This window comes from Noviherbaspirillum aerium, from assembly GCF_008929045.1.
Lineage (GTDB): Bacteria > Pseudomonadota > Gammaproteobacteria > Burkholderiales > Burkholderiaceae_D > Noviherbaspirillum > Noviherbaspirillum aerium.
This window is the reverse complement of sequence record NZ_VFAH01000030.1, coordinates 1-19377: the sequence shown is the minus strand read 5'-3', so window position 1 is coordinate 19377 and position 19377 is coordinate 1. Positions and strand designations below refer to the sequence as shown.

Annotated in this window: 15 protein-coding genes; 9 read left to right on the top strand and 6 right to left on the bottom strand. The window is 64.4% G+C overall.

The features are described from left to right. Positions 1 to 220: 220 nt before the first annotated feature. Positions 221 to 2389: a TonB-dependent siderophore receptor gene (locus FH061_RS26280; protein WP_151638797.1), complete on the bottom strand. Its 2169-nt coding sequence runs from the start codon at positions 2387 to 2389 to the stop codon at positions 221 to 223. 406 nt (positions 2390 to 2795) lie between these two features. On the opposite strand from FH061_RS26280, the gene FH061_RS26275 reads away from it, so the two are divergent. Then, positions 2796 to 3398 (top strand): DUF3455 domain-containing protein, encoded by a 603-nt coding sequence (locus FH061_RS26275; RefSeq protein WP_192805268.1) that lies wholly within the window; start codon positions 2796 to 2798, stop codon positions 3396 to 3398. A gap of 189 nt (positions 3399 to 3587) precedes the next feature. Here the strand turns inward: FH061_RS26275 and FH061_RS26270 are convergent, their stop codons facing one another. From FH061_RS26270 to FH061_RS26255, 4 genes are all read right to left on the bottom strand, one after another. Then, on the bottom strand, positions 3588 to 3788 hold the full coding sequence (locus FH061_RS26270) for a hypothetical protein (protein WP_151638795.1): 201 nt from the start codon (positions 3786 to 3788) through the stop codon (positions 3588 to 3590). Positions 3789 to 3965: 177 nt separating this feature from the next. Continuing rightward, the gene (locus tag FH061_RS26265) at positions 3966 to 4226 is read right to left on the bottom strand and encodes a hypothetical protein (protein ID WP_151638794.1); all 261 of its coding nucleotides are present in this window, start codon (positions 4224 to 4226) and stop codon (positions 3966 to 3968) included. A gap of 110 nt (positions 4227 to 4336) precedes the next feature. Further along, entirely contained in the window at positions 4337 to 4621 is a 285-nt protein-coding gene (locus FH061_RS26260) for a hypothetical protein (protein WP_225984902.1), read from the bottom strand. A 64-nt stretch (positions 4622 to 4685) separates the two neighbouring features. Continuing rightward, a complete protein-coding gene (locus tag FH061_RS26255; RefSeq protein ID WP_151638793.1) occupies positions 4686 to 4970 on the bottom strand; it encodes a hypothetical protein in 285 nt (94 codons plus the stop codon). Between the two features lie 531 nt (positions 4971 to 5501). Between FH061_RS26255 and FH061_RS26250 the strand changes: the two genes are divergently transcribed. Then, complete coding sequence (locus tag FH061_RS26250) at positions 5502 to 7787, top strand: serine/threonine-protein kinase (RefSeq protein ID WP_151638792.1); 2286 nt, start codon at positions 5502 to 5504, stop codon at positions 7785 to 7787. A 32-nt stretch (positions 7788 to 7819) separates the two neighbouring features. On the opposite strand, the gene FH061_RS26245 is transcribed toward FH061_RS26250, so the two are convergent. Next, on the bottom strand, positions 7820 to 8965 hold the full coding sequence (locus tag FH061_RS26245; RefSeq protein ID WP_318841052.1) for a formylglycine-generating enzyme family protein: 1146 nt from the start codon (positions 8963 to 8965) through the stop codon (positions 7820 to 7822). Positions 8966 to 9522: 557 nt separating this feature from the next. Between FH061_RS26245 and FH061_RS26240 the strand changes: the two genes are divergently transcribed. The 7 genes from FH061_RS26240 to FH061_RS26210 all read left to right on the top strand — a co-directional run. Next, positions 9523 to 9948 (top strand): DUF4399 domain-containing protein, encoded by a 426-nt coding sequence (locus FH061_RS26240; protein WP_151638790.1) that lies wholly within the window; start codon positions 9523 to 9525, stop codon positions 9946 to 9948. A gap of 108 nt (positions 9949 to 10056) precedes the next feature. After that, a complete protein-coding gene (locus tag FH061_RS26235; protein ID WP_151638789.1) occupies positions 10057 to 10482 on the top strand; it encodes a DUF4399 domain-containing protein in 426 nt (141 codons plus the stop codon). A gap of 229 nt (positions 10483 to 10711) precedes the next feature. Continuing rightward, positions 10712 to 12661 carry an HD domain-containing phosphohydrolase gene (locus tag FH061_RS26230; RefSeq protein WP_151638788.1) on the top strand — a complete coding sequence of 650 codons (1950 nt, stop codon included), beginning with the start codon at positions 10712 to 10714 and terminating at the stop codon, positions 12659 to 12661. An 89-nt stretch (positions 12662 to 12750) separates the two neighbouring features. Then, positions 12751 to 14166, top strand: a complete 1416-nt coding sequence (locus FH061_RS26225; protein ID WP_151638835.1) for an efflux transporter outer membrane subunit — start codon at positions 12751 to 12753, stop codon at positions 14164 to 14166. Next, on the top strand, positions 14167 to 16704 hold the full coding sequence (locus FH061_RS26220; RefSeq protein ID WP_151638787.1) for an FHA domain-containing protein: 2538 nt from the start codon (positions 14167 to 14169) through the stop codon (positions 16702 to 16704). It abuts the gene before it with no gap. Next, complete coding sequence (locus FH061_RS26215) at positions 16701 to 18071, top strand: HlyD family efflux transporter periplasmic adaptor subunit (protein WP_151638786.1); 1371 nt, start codon at positions 16701 to 16703, stop codon at positions 18069 to 18071. The genes FH061_RS26220 and FH061_RS26215 overlap by 4 nt, the downstream gene beginning before the upstream one ends. 167 nt (positions 18072 to 18238) lie before the next feature. Then, positions 18239 to 19377 (top strand): DUF6861 domain-containing protein (locus tag FH061_RS26210; RefSeq protein WP_151638785.1); only part of this gene is annotated, 1139 nt, incomplete at its 3' end.

Sequence of the window (19377 nt, the reverse complement as noted above, 5' to 3'; positions counted from 1 at the left end):
GACTTGGTGGATGGAGGCCTGGTAAAGGCCGGTGCGTAGAAAATTCCCTTCTTCCGCAGGCAGGAGAAGGGTCAGGGATGAGGGGGCTTGTCAAGACATGCGGCCCTGCCAGGCGGAAAAACACCGGCCTCATTCGGCATGCGATGACGCAGGATGGGTATTGCCAACCAACCCGCCTTTACCCCGCGCAAGAGAGAAGGCGATCAATCGCTTGCCAATCTTAAAACTTCGCCTGCAAGCCAAGCACCACCGTGCGCGGATTGCCGGGCGATACCCAGGTGCGCTGGAAGGAGCTGGCGTAATAGGTCTTGTCGAAAAGATTCTCGACATCGAGGGAGAGCCGCAGCGTCGGACTGAGCCGCCAGTAGGCGGCCAGCCTGGCCACCGTGTAGGACGGCAATTCGAAGGCGGGCCTGCCCGCGTTCGCCTGCGCCTGCGTGCGCGCCTCGCCGAGGCGGCTGGCGCTATGGGTGAAACCGCCGCCGATGCCATAGCGGGTGCCGTTGGCGAGCGCATCTTCATACATCGCCAGCAGGCTGCCGTTGAGGCGCGGGATATTGAGCAGGCGGCCGCCGGTTTCGAGCAGGTTGTCGCGTTCGACCTCGGCGTCGATATAGGCCAGGCTGGCATTGACGCGCCAATGGCGGCTGAGCTGGCCGCTCAGGTCGAAGTCCATGCCGCGGCTGCGGACCTCGCCCGCGGCCATGGAAAAGCCGGTATTGACCGGGTCGGCGGTCAGCACGTTCTTCTTGCGGATGTCGTACAGCGCCAGCGTGGCGCCCAGGGTCCCGGCTGCGTTTTCCCACTTGGCGCCGACCTCGGCCGCGCGCCCCGATTCCGGATCGAAAGGCGCGGCGCTCGCGCTTGAACCGTTGTTCGGCCGGAACGACTTGCCGGCGTTGGCAAACAAGGTCCATTGCGCATTGGCGAGGTAGCTGATGCCGAGCCGCGGAGAGGTGGCGGTCGGGCTTTGCTGGCTGCGCGCGCCGCTCCTGTTGTTCAGCAGGGACTGATCGTAACGGTCGAAGCGCACGCCGGCCAGCAGGCGCCATTGCTCGCCCAGGGACATCGCATCCTGCAGGTAGAAAGCCAGGTTCTTCTGGTCTTCACTGGTATCGGTGTTGGGCAGCGGCACGGGCCGCGGCTGGCCGTAGACCGGATTGAACACGTCGATCGCATAGGGCGACGTGTCCGTGGGATTGGCGCGCAGCATGCGCTGGTCGAAATCGAGGCGATAGGTTTCCATGCCGGCCAGCAGCTCATGCGCCACCGCGCCGGCCTGCAGCCGCCCGATCAGCTCGGCCTGCAGGGTCACGTCGTCGGACGCATAGTCGCGGTAGCGGCGCTGGCGCGGCAGGCTGCGCCCATCCGAGGCCAGCGCCGGCTGCGCCTCGGTGGAATACCCCTTGAGCGATCCCTCCTTGTAGGACAGGCCGATGCGGCTCGACCACCTCGCATTGAACATATGCTCAAGGGCAAGCTGATGCGTCTGGTTGTCGACGCGCACGTCGCCGTCCGCGGGCTCGCCGAGGAAGCGCGAGCGCGGCACGTCGCCGAGGCGGTTGCCGACGGCGACGATGCCGCGGTCGAGCGGCGTTTCGTGGCGCAGCACTTCGCCGCTGTAGTCGAGCCGGGTCGCAGGCGAGAGCTTCCAGGTGAGGGCCGGCGCGATGATGGCGCGCTGCGCATCGACATGCTCGCGGAAGCTGCCGCGGTTCTCGACCGCCGCATTGAGGCGGTAGGCAACGCGTTCGCCGAGCGGTCCCGTCGTATCGATGGAGGTGCGGTAGAAGTCATCGGTGCCGGCATAAAGCTCGACCGAATGAGCGGCTTTCCACAGAGGCTTCTTGGTGACCACATTGATGGTGCCGCCCGGTTCGCTGGTGCCGTACAGCGAGGCGGCCGGTCCCTTCAGGAATTCGATGCGCTCCACGTTGGCGGTATCGCGCGGCGCATTGAAGCCGCGGTTGCCGGAAAAGCCGTTGAGCAGCAGCGGCATGCCGCTGTTGATGTCGCCCGCAATGCCGCGGATGGCGACGTTGTCCCACAGGCCGCCGAAATTGTTCTGGCGCGAAATGCCGCCCACGTAATCGAGCGCATCGTCGATGCGCGTGGCGCCGAGGTCGTCGAGCGTTTGCCGCGACATGATGCGCACGGCCTGCGGCAGTTCGCGCAGGGGCAGGTCGGTCTTGGTGCCGCTGGCTTCATCGGCGTGATAGCTGCCCGACTGCCTGCGGCCTACGACTTCTACCGCGGGAAGGGAGGCGTCGGCCTCGGCCTGGGAGGCTTGCTGTTGTACGCCGTCCTGTGCGGCGGCGGGCAGGCAAAGGCAGGTGCCAAGCGCGGCAATGCCGGACAAGGCAAGGCGCCGGCTCATCGGAAATGGCATGTGAGCTCCATTGTTGTTGATTGTTGTTATGGCTTGGGCAACCGGAAACCATGCCGGCGGGTCGGCTTCCGGCCGTAAATGCAACTGCGTTGCAAAAGGCGCTTGATCATAAGCCAAGAACGAATTGATTGCAACCGTGTTGCATTTGGAGGGCCGGTAACCGATCCGAGCCCGGTGAGCCGCTTTCAGGCGGGGCTGGCGGAATGGCGCACGCCCGGGGAGGCCAAGGCCGCAAGGCAAAGTCGAGGCGCTCCGAAAATTGTTGAATCCGAACCGCGCTGGCGTGCGTAGCAATTGCAGCAGCGGAAAAAGCAACAGGGAAGCTGTCTGCCTCGATTCCCGGTCATGTTCCGAAACGGGCCGGGATCGGCCTTGAATTCATCGCCTGACAATTATGGAGAAAACAATGAAAACATCACGCCAGACCCGTATTCCTTCCATCGCCGCGGCGCTCGGAGCGCTTGCCGTGCTGAGCGCCTGCGGCACCATGTCGCCGAAAGCGGCCATGTATTCCCAGGACAGTCTGCCGGATGCCGTCAAGGTCCCGGCCGGCAACAGGGTGGCCATGGAAACCGTGGGCGTCGGGGAAATCACCTATGAATGCCGCGAGAAGGCGGCAGCGGCCGGTGCGCCCGCCGTGGCCGCTTCTGCAGCCATGCCGGGCCAGATGGAATGGGCATTCGTCGGGCCGAAGGCCGTGTTGAACGACCGCGGCGGCAAGCAGGTCGGCACCTACTACGGACCGCCTGCGACCTGGGAAGCGTCGGACGGATCGAAGATCACCGCCACCCAGCTCGCAGTGGCGCCGTCCGGTGCGGGCAACCTGCCGTACCAGCTGGTCAAGGCCAATCCGGCAAGCGGCTCGGGCGTCATGAACGGCGTCACCTACATCCAGCGCGTCGCGCTCAAGGGCGGCGTGGCCCCCGCAAGCGAATGCAACGCCGCCAGCAAGGGCAAGCGGGAAATCGTGCGCTACCAGGCGGATTACATCTTCTGGAAAGCGGCCTGAGCTTAAGAGATTAAGAGCTTGAGAGCTTGAGGCTGCGGCGGCCTCCTGCTCCGGCCGCCTCATTGGATCAGCGCCTTGCATCAGGCGGCGAGGCGGCCCCCTTCATCGAATCAACATGGCATCAACACGGCACCGAGCCGGTGCCGTGTTGCATCGTCAGCGCATAAACCGTATCAACGCATCAGCGTATCAACGCGACGATCCCTGCTTGCTCGGCACGACCCTGTGGGTAAACCCGGAAGGCGTGTTGATGAGGCCGCTGCCGCGCACCAGACTGCGGTGCGGAAAAGCCTGCCTGCCGCCGCTGCGGGAGCCGCCGGTAATCGTCCGCATGGCTTCCCGGTCGAGTTCGATGCTGTCGGGCAGATCCTTGATGGTAATGCTGGACATGATGTCCTCCTTGAAAGGCAAAGCGGCCCGAGGCATGGCTGCATCGGGCATGGGCTGCACTCCTGCACGGTTTGGTGAGAGCCTATCAGCCTCCGCTTCAAAAATCCACGTTGCTGAACATCACCGGAGATGGCTCGCCGGTGACAGGGCATGCAATACCTGTGACTGCGCCGGCGCTCAGACCGAAACATCCAGCTTGCCGAACTGGGCCGGGCTGACATTGATCTTCGGCACGGCGAAGCTGGGGCCGATGGAGCCGACGTTGTTGAGGGTATTGACTTCGACGTTCTGCAGCTGCGTCAGGTTCTGGCTCACGCCGACATTGACGTTGGCAATCGGGCCGAGGCCGGCAAGCCAGGAATTGCCGCCGCGTACCGCCGCCATCGAGGCATGGTCGAGTTCGCTGCTGCTGGCGATATCGTTGATCTGGATGGACATGGGATGCTCCTTGCTGATGTGAATGAGTAAATACATGAATGCGATGCCAGCTTGCCGCTCGTCGGCGGAGGCCTTGCCTCCACCGTAGCGATAGGTTCAAGCGTCTTGCATCAGGACATGAAGTTGATGGTGTTCTTGCCGGTCTGCGTCGGGTTCACATCGGACTTGATGCCATGCACGAAGGCGGCATTGTTGCCGTTGTTGACCAGCGTGTTCTGGCCTTGGCCCAGCATTTGCTCGGCGCCGAAGCTGATCTCGCTCTTGGCCACGCTCACCAGCGGACCCCAGACCAGTGCCGGGCCCTTGACCATGCCGGTGCCGCCGGAGACGGCTGCCATGTCCTTCTGGTCGAGGTCTTTGGAAACGGACAGGTCCTTGATGTCGAGTGCTTTCATGATGATGCTCCTGATAAAAGTCGTAAGTGGCGATGATGGAATCGTTGTGGTCAAGCCCGGCGGCTCAGGACATGAAGTTGATGGTGTTCTTGCCGGTCTGGGTCGGGTTGACGTTGGACTTGATGCCGGAAGCAAAGGCGACGTTGTTGCCGTTGTTGACCAGGGTGTTCTGTTCCTGGCCGAGTGCCTGCTGGGCGCCGAAGCTGATTTCGTGCTTGGAGAAGCTGGCCAGGGGGCCGACGAAGAGGGCGGGCATCTTGGCCAGGCCGTGGCCGCCGCGAACGGAAGTCATGGCTTGGGCGTCGAGTTCGGAAGTGATGGACAGGTCCTTGATGGTCAGTGCTTTCATGGTGGTTCTCCAAAAGAGTGATGGTGTGGTTTGCGGGTGGTGAGCGTTTTGTCGCACTCGAGGGAGATATAGCAGGGGCTGTGCCAGGTGCCGCCGGAGAAAACGAAAATCTCCGCAAAGCCTTGCGGCGCAAGGAGGAAATGGAAATCGCATCGGAATCGGCCGTGCCGTTACTCTCGCCGCACCGCCAGCAGTGGCGGAGAAAAACAGACACCTTTCACCCAACAGTCGGCAGGCAGGGCCTCGTTTGTTGTCCTCGGCCGCACAGATGCTGCGCTGAACACGGCGCGCGCGCGGCGCCCATGCCTGCAAAAGCCCTCGAACAGCATCGCGCCGTGTACTATCTTGATAGCCAGTGGTACGCGTCGAATACCAAGCGATCAAAGGATGGAGGAGAGCGACGCCGATATCGCGTCCACCGTGCGCGCAAGGTCTCTGCTCATCCTCTGTTGAAGCTCAACAGTCGTCCACATGCCGAAGGCATCATGTTTGCATGCACAGGTAACGATACGAGCATTCACCTTCATAACCATGGCTACTCTTGCTCAGGCGATACGTTCCTTCCAAAGCGGCGGGCTTTCGCACAAGGAGCTCCTTGCGCAGATCGATCACGTGCTTGCGGCCGACCATGCCAATACCGCCCGGCTGCGGGATCTGCTGAGCGACGAGCATACCCGCATCGAGTTGCCGCCCGAGGTGTATGCGGAATTGAAACGAAGGGTGGAGCCGTCGCCGCAGGTCAATCCTCTGCGCAATGGAAACGGGCCCGGGCATGGCGACGACACTTTCGTCATCACGCGTTCGCCGGAAATTCCTTCGCATCCCGCGCCGTCCTATCCGTCGATGCCATCCATTCCCTCCGTGCCTTCATTCAAGGCAGGCGACACGCAGGCCGAGCCGGAGCGGATGAAGGGCGTGGGCGATACGCTCAACGGCCGCTTCGTGCTGGAAGAGTGCATCGGCTTCGGCGGCATGGGAACGGTGTACAAGGCGCTGGACCTGCGCAAGCTGGAGGCGTCCGATCGCAAGCCCTACATCGCGATCAAGGTGTTGAATGTGCAGTTCCGCGGCCATCCGAAATCGCTGATCACGCTGCAGCGCGAGGCGAAGAAGGCGCAGGCGCTGGCGCATCCGAACATCGTGACGGTGTACGACTTCGACCGCGACGGCGCCACCGTCTTTCTGACGATGGAGTACCTGGCCGGCAAACCGCTGAGCCGGATCCTGCGCGCGCCCGACTTCAAGGGCATGCCCTTCGAAAAAGCCTGGCATATCGCCAACGGCATGGGAAAGGCGCTTGCCTATGCGCATGAACGCGGCTTCGTGCACTGCGACCTGAAGCCGGCGAACGTTTTCATCACCGACCGCAACGAGGTCAAGGTGATCGACTTCGGCATTTCCCGCGTATTCCAGAAACCGGAAGACGACGCCGATGTGACGGTCTTCGATCCCGGCAGCCTCGGCGGCCTGACGCCGGCCTACGCCAGTCCGGAAATGCTCGAGCGCCTGGAGCCCGACCCGCGCGACGATATCTATGCGCTGGCCTGCATCACCTATGAAATGCTCGCCGGCCGGCATCCGTTCGACCGCATGTCGGCGACGCAGGCGCGCAGCATCGGCATGAAGCCGGCGCGGCCGAGTCATCTCGGCTGGAGCCAGTGGCAGGCGCTGCGCCATGCGCTGGCGTTCGAGCGCAAGTCGCGCACGCCTACCGTGGCGCGCTTCGTGCAGGAAATGAGCGGCCGAAAGTCTACCGCCGTGTATGCGGCGATCGCCGCTTCGTCGGTGGCGGCGATTGCGCTGGTGTCGGGCGGCGTGAGTTATTACCTGAAATCGGAGCCTGACACGCCGGCGGTGGCGGCGAGCAGCGGCGGCGGTGCGGCTGGCGAGGCGGCCAGTGGCGCCGGTGGCACTAATGGAACTGGCGGCGCTGGCGGTGCTAGTGGTGCTGGAGGTACTGGCGGTACTGCCGGAGCGAGCGGCAATGAAGCCGGCAGCGGCCAGCAGAAGGGAAGCGGACACGAGTCCGCCGCCAAGTCTTCCCCGCCTCCCGCCACCCCGGTGCAGCCGCCAGTGGCCGCGGCGCCCGCTATTCCAGCTCCAGCTCCAGCTCCTGCTCCAGCGGAAGCGCCGTTCTCGCTGGCCGCCGTCGCGCCGGTGCTGAAAGGCATAGGGTGTTCCGCGCTGACGGCGTCCGGGCGCGAGCGCGAACGCGCGCTGCAGGTGCAAGGATATCTGTCAAGCGATGTCAGCACGGCGCGCCTGAAGGATATGCTGCTGGCCGTGCCGGGCGTGCGCACGGTGGATCTTTCGCTGCAGCAGATCACGGAAGAGAAGTGCGAGGTGATCGAGCTGCTCGCGCCGTACTGGAAGGCCAACCGCACTGCCGGCGGTCATGCCGCCATCCGCACCCAGGCATCGAACGCCATCCTGCATGAAGGCGATTCGCTGATCGTCGATGTCAGGACGCCGTCCTACGATACCTATGTCTACGTCGATTATTACGCGCTCGACGGCGGCGTGGCCCATCTGCTCCCCACGCGGCGCGCCCGCGCCAACCAGGCGCCGCCGAATCATCGCGCGACGATAGGCGGCGGCACCGGAAACTGGATTATTTCCAAGCCTTTCGGCAATGAATTGATCGTGCTGCTGGTAACCCCGGTACCGCTCTTCGACGGTGCGCTGCCGGAATTCAAGACGCGCGAGGAATACCTGAAGGCACTGGGCAAGCAGCTCGACCAGGTAGCCGCCAAGCATGGACGGGAGCGCATCCTCGCCGATTTCGTGCAGATCACGACCAAGCCCGGCAAGCGCTGAACCCGTCACGCTGGCGCGCCCCACGCAGCGGATTACTTCAGATCGCGCGCCACGCGGAAGCCGTTCTGCGAGTGGCGCACGCTGGCGTCGTACTTGAAGCGGGTGGAAGAGGGCATGTAGCTCGCGCCTTCGCGCCAGGAACCGCCGCGGATCACGCGCACCCGGCAGCTTGCCTCCTCCCAGGAACGCGCATCCGCCGGTGCGCCCTTGTAGGAGTTGTGCCAGCAGTCGCTCACCCATTCCCAGACACTGCCGTTCATGTCATGCAGGCCGAAGGGATTGGGCGCGAAGGAGCCGACATTGGCCGGGCCGTCACGCTGCCATGGCTCGCCGCATTCCTTGCAGTTGGCCTTGCCGCTCTGCATCTGATCCCCCCACCAGTAGCGCGAGGAAGTGCCGCCGCGCAGCGCATATTCCCATTCGGCTTCGGTCGGCAGCCGATAGCTCTTGCCGCTGGTCTTGCTCAGCCATTGCACGAACAGCTGCGCATCTTCCCAGCTGACATCGCGCACCGGCGATGTGCGCGGACGGGTGGCGTCGGTTGAAACGCGCGGGCAGGCGCCGGCTTGCGTGCAGACATCCCACTGCTCGACGGTGACTTCATACTTGCCGATGGCGAAGGGCTCATTGACCGTGACGCGATGCGGCGGCCGCTCGGACGGATCGTCCGCCGCGCTGCCCATGGTGAAGGTACCCGCCTTGACCGGCACCAGCACCGGGCACTGCGGGCAATCCTTGATTTCTCCCGAGGCGACCGGCGGCATCGGTTTCTCGCGCGCCGGCGCGTCGGCGGCCTTGGGCGGCGGAGCCGCCGTATCCGGCGCCGGCCTGGCGGTGTCGGTGCGCGGTTTGTCCACCGGCGGGCGTTCCGCGGGCGTCTTCGCCGCCGGCGGCGGCTTGGCCGAGGGCTTTTCCGCCGCGGCCTCGGGCTTCGCAGCGGCGGGCGCCTGCGCCTTCAGGCGCTGCACCCGGGCGCGTGCGAGCGGCGCGAACCTGCCGTTGGGATAGGACTGGAGATAGGCTTCATAATCGGCCGCGTGATTGCTGTCCTTGATCGATTCCCAGAACGTGAGCTCATACTGTTCGGCGCTGTCCTTGGGCAGCACGCCGGCTTGCGCCGCGCAGGCAGACATGGCGAAGAGGCAGGCAACGAATGCAGTCAGAAGATTGGGTGGCACGGCATTTCCTTCACGTCTGATACCTGGTGCTTGCGTTTGGGGAACGGACATGCGGAGTGGGAATCGGCTTTCATCGCATGGTCCGTTTGTCATTTCCTGCGTGAACTCGGGGCTGCTTTTTCCTTGTGCAATCCATTCAAGCTTAGCCCACCTCTTCATGCAATCAAGACGGCGCCGTCAACTTCCCGCCAGACCTGTCTGCAGTGTTATCTTTCTGCCGCGGCGAGCCTTCAACTCTGTTTAATATCAAATGCGCGTGCCTTTCCTTTCTATTCGCGGCACGTTCTGATCTACGCTGTACGGGAATCAACGATGCATCGGCAATGCATCATCGGGACGCCGCCACCAGCATGTGCCCAGTATGTGTTGAGCATGTGTTGCAGTCATTTTGCGCGGAACATGCGGCGTGCTCAACCTACTCGAGAAGCGCAGGTGCCCTTCCGGCGGCGATCAGCACAGGCAGGCCGGCAGCAGGAAACAGGTTTCGAAGGCAAACGTCCGCCAGAGCCCTATATCGGGCACGAGCGGATCGTCATCTCAATAAGAAGAGGTGCAGCATGCAGAGAGCATACGTCTTCGCCGCGTTCGCATTGTTCGGCGGCTCCTTCCTTCCCGTGTCGAATGCCGCAACGCCCGCGCCGCAAAACGCGCAGGTGTATTTCATCTGGCCGCAGGACGGAACCGTCATCAACGGCGGCAAGTTCTGGGTCAGGATGGGACTGCGCAACATGGGCGTGGCGCCCAAGGGCGTGGACCTGCCGAACGTGGGGCATCATCACCTGCTGATCGATGCCGGTCCGCTGTCGATGAACGAACCGATTCCTTCCGACCGCAATCACCTGCACTTCGGCGCGGGCGAGACCGAGGCGCGCATCGAACTGCCTCCCGGCAAACATACGCTGCAGCTGATGCTGGGAGACCGCGATCATGTGCCGCACGATCCGCCGGTGCAGTCGAAAAAAATCACGATCACTGTTCGCTAGCGCCCGACTGCGCCGACAGCAGCGCAGCCGACTGTGCGGCCAGGGCAGACATGATTGTCGGGATCATGCCAACACGATTCGAACCAACCTGAACTGATGGGAGCCTTCATGGACAAGCTCGCCGGTGCCATTGCAATCATGATCAGCCTGTTGTCGCCGCTCGCCATCGCCGACGAAAAGCCCGCCAACCCCGAAGCCTATCTCTATATCGGATGGCCCAACGACGGCGAAGTCATCGCCGCCGGAAAGCCCTTCCGGGTCTGGTTCGGGCTGCGCAACATGGGCGTGGCGCCGAAGGGGGTGAACTATCCCAACACCGGCCATCACCACCTGTTGATCGACACCGCGCTGCCGCCCGCCGGCCAGGAGATTCCGTCGGACCGGAACCACCTGCATTTCGGCGCCGGCGAGACGGAAGCCATGGTGGAGCTGCCGCCGGGAAGGCACACGCTGCAGCTGCTGATGGGCGACGACAAGCATGTGCCGCACAAGCCGCCGATCGTGTCGAAAAAGATCACGGTCACGGTGCGATAGCAGAAGTCTGTCCGCAGGCATGCCGGACAGGGCATGCAACTTGCAACGCCAGTCTGGCGAATCGGGTTCGGACAGGTTCATGGCATGCGCCGCGCATGACGCTGCATTGCTTGCCTTGCATTGCGCGGCAGGCCGATGGTCCGGCGATTGGCTATTTTGAGTCCGGTTGACGATACTGTAATCAGCTGCGGATCGTCGGACGCGGGCATCCGGCAGATTGGATAGCAAAATGGACAAGGCAGTCGCTTTCTCCCAGCCAGGCAAGGCGGTGCTGGCATATCTCGAAGTCATCGGCGACGTTGGCTCGGGGCCGGCCATGTATCCGCTCCAGGAAGAAGTCGTGATCGGACGGGAACAGCAGGATTCGCTCGGCGACGATCAGTTCCTCTGCATTCCCGAACACACCATCAGCCGCCGCCATGCGCGCATCCGCCGCCGTGGCCTGACCTATTTCATCGAAGACCTGCATTCCTTCAACGGCACCTTTGTTTCCGGCACGCGATTGACGCCGGGTGCATGGCGCGCACTGCGTGACGGCGACGAACTGTTCGTCTCCTCCGTACAGATCGTGTTTCATTCCCTGCTGGAGCCGGCCGAAGACAGCCAGCCCACCATCATCACCAAGACCGTGGACGCCACCGAATACGCCAAGAGCCTGAAGGAAGAGGCGGCGGAAGCCCGCTCGGCGGCGAGCGCGAGCGACATGCAGCAGACGGTACGCAAGTTGCATGCGATGGCGCAGGTCGGGATCGCGCTGGGCGCGGTCACCGACGAAACCACGCTGACCGAAAAGATCATGAATTTCATCTTCGACCTGTTCCCGCTGGCGGAACGCGCCTTCATCCTGCTGCGCAAGCATGCCGATGAAGCGCCGTCTCCGGTAGCGGTGCGCCGCCGCGACGGCAGGCCGGTCGAACTGTCCTCGGTGCGCATGTCGCATACCCTCATCAATGAAGTGGTCAACAACAAGCAATCGGTGCTGTCGGTCGATACCTTGTCGGACAGGCATTTCGGTTCGCAGGAATCGATCATCAGCCAGGCCATCCGCAGCGTGATGTGCGTGCCCCTGCTGCTCGAGGGCGAATGTCTCGGCCTGATACAGGTGGATACCTCCTCCGATCCGTATGCCTTCAAGGAGCAGGACCTGGAGATGCTGACCGGCGTATGCGCCGAGACGGCGGTGGCGCTGCGCAACTTCCAGCTGTATTCCGACATCGAGCGCCTGCTTGACGGTTTCGTGCGCGCATCGGTGCAGGCCATCGAGGAACGCGATCCGGCCACCGCCGGGCATTCATTCAGGGTCGCCGATTATGCCGAGGGGCTGGCCTGCGCGGTCGACCGCGCCGACATGCCGGAACTGCGCCGCGTCGTCTTCAGCCGCGACCAGGTGCGGGAGATCCGCTATGCCGCGCTGCTGCACGACTTCGGCAAGGTGGGCGTGCGCGAGCATGTGCTGCGCAAGGAAAAGAAACTCCACCACATGGAAATGCGCCTGCTGGAACAGCGCTTCAAGTATGCGCAGGCCTGTCTTGAACGCGAAGCCTACCGCAGGCTTGCCGAAACGCACATGGAACACCGCCTCGGCATGACGGCGTTCTGCGAGGAGAAGCGCAGGATAGAGCGAGGCCTGCGCGAGGAGTCGGCCAAACTGGCGCGCTTCCTCGATGCGATCCGCATGGCGAATGAACCGGCCATCTCTCACGGCGAGGTGGCCGACCTGCGGGAAATCGTCGACTATGCGGTGCGCGATCTCGACGGCGCGATGATGGGCCTGCTCGATACCTCCGAGGCGGCCGCGCTGAGCATCTCCAAGGGTTGCCTGACCGAAGAGGAACGGCGCCAGATCGAATCGCATGTGGTCGATTCCTATTCCTTCCTGATCCTGATTCCCTGGACGCGCGATCTTTCCTCCGTGCCCGGCATCGCCCACGGCCATCATGAAAAGCTCGACGGCTCCGGCTATCCGATGGGATTGTGCGGCGATCAGATCAGCATGCAGACCCGCATCCTCACCATCTGCGATATCTACGACGCGCTGACCGCCAGCGACCGTCCCTACAAGAAAGCCTTGCCGGCCGAACTGGCGCTCGACCTGATCGGACGCGAATGCCGCAGCGGCAAGCTGGATGCAAATCTGTTCAATGTCTTTGTTGAATCACGTGTATGGGCACCATCATGAACACCAGGAAAGGAATTGGCCGCGACATGCGAACCATCGGAACCATCGGAACCAACGTAAGCGGAACGCGCGGATTCCTTGCGCTCGACATGGCGCTCGGCAGGCCTGCGCGCATCGCCGCAGTGCTGGCCGCGGCCATGCTGTGCGGCTGCGCCGACGTCAAGATGAGCGAATACCGGCAGCCGGAAACGCCGATGAAGGCATCCTGGTCGCAGCAGAACTCAACAGCAGTGGCGCCGGCGGAAGCCATCCGCCCCGACTGGTGGCGGGAGTTCCGCGATCCCTATCTCGATGCGCTGGTGACCAAGGCGATCGCCAACAATATCGACGTGAAGATCCTGGCGGCGCGTACCCGCGTGGCTTCGGCGCAGATCGGCGAGGCGCGCGCGGGCGCGCTGCCCATCCTCGATGCCGGCGCCGGCGCCAGCTTCGAGAAGAGCACCGGCCAGAAGCTGAGCAAGACCTTCAATGTCGGCACCCAGGTCAACTGGGAACTCGATATCTGGGGCAAGGTGGAAAAGGGCGTGCAGGCGCAGACCGCCGAGTTCAACGCCACCGAGGCCGACTGGCGCGCCGGTTACCTGAACCTGGTATCGGGCGTCTCGACTTCCTATTTCCAGATCCTGCAGCTCGACGAGCAGATCGAACAGCAGCGGCAGGCGCTGGAGAAGAACCGGCAGATTCTTTCGATCTACGAGGCGATGCACAAGAACGGCCTGCTGCCCAACACCCGGGTGCTGCAGCAGCGCGCCGAGCTGAACCGCCTCAACAACGACATGCTGGAACTCAACCGCGCCCGCGATCTGACGGGCAACGCGCTGGCCACGCTGCTCGGCGTGCCGGCCGGCGACTTCAAGGTGCCGGCCGGCCGCCTGCAGCAGAAGGTGCATCTGCCGGCGGTGCCGAATGGCCTGCCCTCGGAACTGCTGAAGCGCCGGCCCGACATCGTGGCCGCCGAATACCGGGTGCTGGCCGCGCACAACCTGACCGGACAGGCCAAGCTGGCGCAGCTGCCTTCGGTAAGCCTTACCGGCCGCGGCGGCAGCTCCAGCTTTGCACTGACGGACCTGCTCAAGACCTTCACGCTGGGATTTTTGCCAAGCATTAACTTCCCGGTGCTCGACCCCAATGTGAAGGCGCGGGTGCGCACCAGCGAGGCGGAATCGAAGCTGGTGGAAGAGGAATACCGCAAGACCGTGATCGGCGCTTTCGAAGAGGTCGAGAATGCGCTGGTCAACCTCGACATCCACAAGCGCCAACGCGACGAACTGCGCCAGCAGGTGGAACATCTCGATGTGGTGGCCGCGCAGATCGAAGGGCAGCTCCGGGAAGGCGTGGTGTCGCAGCTTGAAGTGTTTGAAACCCAGCGCTCGCTGCTGGGCGCGAAGCTGGCGCTGCTCGCCAATCACCAGCAGATCCTGTCCGATACCGTCACGCTGTACAAGGCGCTGGGCGGCGGATGGCCGACCATCGCAGTAGGTGCAGCAGGGAAGGCTGAACAGTAAATGTTGTCTCAAAAAAACCTGGCCGGCGAGGCCGCCGTATTGGCCGATCCCGCGATGTCCACGATGCTCGACGCCGGCATCGGCATCGTGCTCAAGCCGCTCGCCCATACCGAGCTGTCCGAGATCCGCATCCGCGACAGCCTGTTCGCGATAGGGCGCAGCGAGCCTCCCTTCGTCGACTATCCGCCCGACCTGGTCGGCGATCTGTCGCGCCGGCATGCGCGCATCTTTTGCGAATACGGCGCCGCCTACATCGCCGATCTCGGCAGCAAGAACGGCACCACCGTCAACGGCGACGACATCCGGCAGAAGACGCGCATGCTGCACGACGGCGATACCGTCTGCTTCGGCCGCGAACTGTCGTTCCGCCTGCAGATCGGCGAACGTATCAATGCGCCGCGCAAGACCACCCGGCTGGCCAGCGTGACGCTGAGCCCGGAATCGGGTGTGCCGGAGCTGCAGCCGGTGGTGGTCACCCAGTTTCCCTTCCTGATCAGCAAGAGCGATACCGTCTTTTCGCGTTACCGGGAGCAGTATCCGGAGCAGGTCAACTACCTATCGCGGCGGCACGCGCACATCTTCCTCAAGAGCGGGGCGCCCTTCATCGAGGATCTCGGCAGCACCAATGGCACCTTCCTCAACGGCAAGCGTCTCGACGAACGCGCCATGCCGCTCAAGCAGGGCGACACGCTCGCCTTCGGCGGCCATCATTTCGTCTACAAGATCGGCATCGAGGAAGCGCAGCTGCAAAGCGACAATACCGTCACCAAGTTCGGCAAGGCGATGCGTCCCGCCGAGAATGAGAGCGCGTCCGACAAGACCACCTTCGTTGCTTCCGCCGATTCGTTTCTCAACATTTTCTGCGTCGATCCCGCGCCCTTGCAGGACGATCCTGGCGGGGATGAGCCGGAACCGGCCGATCACCCGGAACGTCCGGCGCAGCCCGCGCAGGGCAAGCGGCGGCAGGGACGCATGGGGATCATGCTGGCCGAGATGCGCAAGGCGCTCGGGCACGGCGAGGGCCGCGATGCGGGCAAGGCAGCCAGGTCGGGATGGACGCGCGGCCGGATCGCGGCGGCGGCGGTCGTCGCCGCGCTCGCCGCCGGCGGCACCTTCCTGCTGATGCCGGGATCGGAACAGCAGGTCAGGGAACTCATGGCCGAGGGCAATCATGCCCGGGCCGCATCCATTGCCTCCGCCGCGCTGGCAAGGGATGCCGGCAATGCCGAACTCAAGGCGCTGGCCACCGAGGCATTGATGAAGACGCACGTGCCGGCATGGCTGTCGGCATTGCAGGCCGGGCAGTACGACCGCGCCGACGCCGTGCTGGCCAAGGCCAGTGCCGAAGCGGGGCAGAACGACGAAGCGCAGCCGCTGCTGCGGGAACTCGGCTGGATCGGCCGGCTGGAGCGTTTCGTGCTGGGACGCGGCGGGCTGGAAGCGCCGATCCGCCTGTTTGCCGATGAACAGCAGATCAGGACCCTGCTCGGGCAATGGGATGAGGACCCCGCCGCCCACCAGCGTTTGCTGGCGCGGGTCGCCAGCCTGGTGCCCGAATTCAAGGAGCCGTATGCCCTCGCGCTCAGCCACCTGCGCAAGCTGCAGAGCGACAATGCCGTCTATGTCGCCGCAATCGACAGGCTGAAGGCCACCATCGGGGAGGAATTGCGGCAGGAGAGGCCGCAGGCGCTGGAAAACGTGTTCAACGATGTTGCGGAAAAATATCCGCGCCTGGTCGGCGTGGATGCGCTGCGCCAGGACCTGCGCCGTTATTCAGCGATGCAGGGCCATATGCGGGCGCAGCAGCTCGGGCCGATGGTGACGCTGCTCAGCCAGGGCGGCTTCACGACGCCGCCGTTCCAGGCGCATGTCCGCTCGCTCATGCAGGGCGGCAGCCTGCCGCCGGAAGCCCTGATCGGACAGTACCGGCAAGTCATGCAGGCATGGCAGCAGGGCAATGCCCGCCAGGCGTTCACGCTGCTGGAACAGGCGCCGCGCGGCCCCTGGTCCGACGTGGCGGCGCGGCAGCTGGCGCACAAGAAGGAAGTCGCCGCCCAGTTCGCGGAACTGCAGCGCGCGCGCGGCGGCAAGGACTATGAGGAGCGGCTCCTTGCCTTCTACACCTTGCTCGACAGCGAAGAAGACACCTGGTACCTGCGCGGCATCGAACCCGAGATCAAGGCGCTGACCGTGCGCGCCGGCAAGCGCGCCGAGGAAATGCTGACGCGGGCCCAGGCGCAATGGCGGCGCTATCGCGACAACGGCTCGATCGGCGGCGCGCAGCGGCTGGAATCGGGCGTGTCGGGCCAGTTCCGGGCGCAGGCGCGGCTGTTGACCGAAGCCAATGACAGCGCGGTCAAGGGCATGCGCCTCTACAAGGAACTGAAGATCGCCTACCCGCCGCAATGGGACAAGCTGCAGGCCGAGATCGCGGCGGAAGCCGAACTGCAGCGGCGTTCGATGATGGAATTGCAGCGGGTGCTCGATCCGGGCGTCGTGAAAGCCAAGCTGGCCCTGCTGGGAGGAGCGGAAAAATGAAGGAAGCGCAACTCAAGCCGCTGTCGGTGGCGCTCGAAGACCACAGCGCCGAAGGCATTGCCATTCTCGCCTCGGAGCCGTGGCGGCTGACGCAGGCGGTGGTCTATACCATGCTCGGCCTGATCCTGACCGGACTGGTCTGGTCCTTCGTCGGCCATGCGGATGTGATGGTGGCCGCGCCCGGCGCGCTGGTGCCCGACTCGGAAGTGCGTCGCCTGTATGCGCCGGTCGACGGCGAACTGGCCAATCTCTACATCGCCGAAGGGCAGCCGGTATCCAAGGGCGACGTGCTGGCGAGGCTGAACGCGCGCGGCGCGATCGAAGCCGCCACCAATGCGCTGGAAGCGCAGCTGAAGCTCGAAGACGCGGAACGGGAATGGAAGCAGTTCCCCGAGCGCAAGGCGCTGATGGAGCGGCGCGTCGTCACGCTCAAGCAGCAGATCGAAGTCGCGCAGCGCCTGCATGAAAAACGCATGGCCGAAGGCACCTCCAAGCTGGCCGAAGGGCAGAAGGCACAGCTCGAAGAAGCGCGCAGCAACCTTGACAATGCGCGCCGCGCGCGGGATGTGGCCAAGGAAGAGGCGGACAAGTATGCCCGCCTGTTTGCGCTGCCGGGCGGCGGCGGCGTCTCGGCGCTGCAGGTCGAGGGCAAGAAGAGCGCGCTGCTGGCCGCCGAGAATGCGCTGCGGGTGGCGCAATCGAAGATCGGCGAACTCAATTTCCGGCTCAGCCAGGAGTTCGGCGAAGCCAGCGCCCAGATCGAAGGCAGCGGGCAGGAGCTCGCCAAGCTGCAGCTGCAGTACGATGCCGCGCTGCGCGAGATCGCCAATGCCGAGGACAAGTCGCGCCTGCAGGTGCAGACCGCCCGCCTGGTCGCCGACGCCGCCGCCCGCATCCGCTTCGAGAACATCGACAAGGACAACTTCCTGCTCATCGTCGCGCCCACCGACGGCGTGATCACCGATGTCATCTCCACCCAAAGCGGCGACAAGGTGCAGGCCAATACGCCGATCGGCGGCATCGCGCCCAAGAATGCGCGGCCCGTCCTCAAGATCGACATCGCCGAGCAGGACCGCGCCTTCCTGCGCGAAGGGCTGCAAGTGAAGCTCAAGTTCAATGCCTTCCCCTACCAGCGTTACGGCCTGATCAACGGCACCGTGGAATTCATCTCGCCGGCCACCAAGCCTTCCGCCCAGAGCAAGCAGCCGGTCTATGAAGGCCGGGTGGCGCTGGAGCGCGACTATTACGAAATCGGGGAAACCCGCTTTCCGCTGCGTTACGGCATGACGGCCACCGCAGAAATCGTGGTCCGCGAACGGCGCGTCATCGACCTCGCGCTCGACCCCTTCCGCCAGATCGGCGGATGACGCATCTTCCTGTTTAAGCTTTCTCTTTCTGGCCACGACATGCCGGGCGCGCCGTTCCCGTAATGTCTTGTTCACCCATCTGTGTTATCAAAACAACATCATCAATGTTAAAAGGATGCTAACATCGCGCGCTGGTTTTGTTTCCTTCCCGACAAGTCCCAGCCGCCATGTCCAGTCACCCCAGCCCACCCTTCCTGCCTTCCTCCAGCCCCCACTTCCGCAAGCTCCAGCACCTGCTCGACGACTACCAGCGCCTAGCCGCGCATCCCGAAGTCGCCTTGCGCGTCGCCATCGAGCAGCGCCTCGCCGCCTGGTCCTTTTCCTCCGCCAGCTTCGACAACCTCGTCCGCCTGGCCCATGCCCATAGTCCCACCCTGCGCAGCTCGTCCTGCGTCATCCATGCCCTCAGCGACTCCAATGCCCGCGCCCGCCTGCTGCTGCGCCAGCAGATCGACGGCATCGACCTGAGCGCCATCTGGAGCGGCCTGTGGGAAGTGCTGGCCGAATCGGCCATGTACCTGGGCGGCGGCATCGTCATCGGCGGCGCAGGCGGCGCCGCGCTCGGTTTCTTTGCCGGCGGCGGCGGTGCCGTGCCCGGCGCCATGGCCGGCGCCTCGGTCGGCCTGCAGGTGGCCGGCTACGTCATGACGCTGATGGGCTTGCCGGCCCTGGCCGAGGGCATCAGCGACGCCGCCGTGGAAGTGGCCAGGGCCTATGGCGGCGGCTTTGCCCATGGCTGGCAGGCCGGGCGCCAGCGGCCCGAGGATGCGACGGCGTATGCCCGCCACATGCAGCAGGCGGTGGAGAACTTCGCGCGCGGCCATGTGATGCTGGTGCGCGCCCTGCTGCGCTCCATCGTGCTGGTGCTGCTGCGCGGCGGCGCCGGCAAGGCGCGCCTCTTGGGCGAGCTGGGCAAGAGCCGGCTGGGGCCGGGTTTCGGCAGCTGGCTGCAGGCCCATGAAGCACGCCTGCTCAAGCATCCGGCCCTGCAGCCGCCGATCAAGGCGGAAGCGAGAACGCCGGCAGTCCCGCCGCCGCCGGCAAAGACCAGCAAGCCGGCACCGGAGCCCGACGCCGCCACGCCGGCCAAACCGGTCAAGCAGGGCGAAGGCCTGGCCTGCAAGAGCTGCGTGGAGGTCGGCAAGCCGGTCAATCCCCTGTTCGGCTGCAAGCTGCTCGAAGGCGACACCGAACTCGACTTCGACCTGCCGGCGCCCCTGCCGCTGCCCTGGCAGCGCACCTACTGCTCCGACAACCCCCATGCCGGCTGGCTCGGACAAGGCTGGAGCCTGCCGATCTCGCTGGC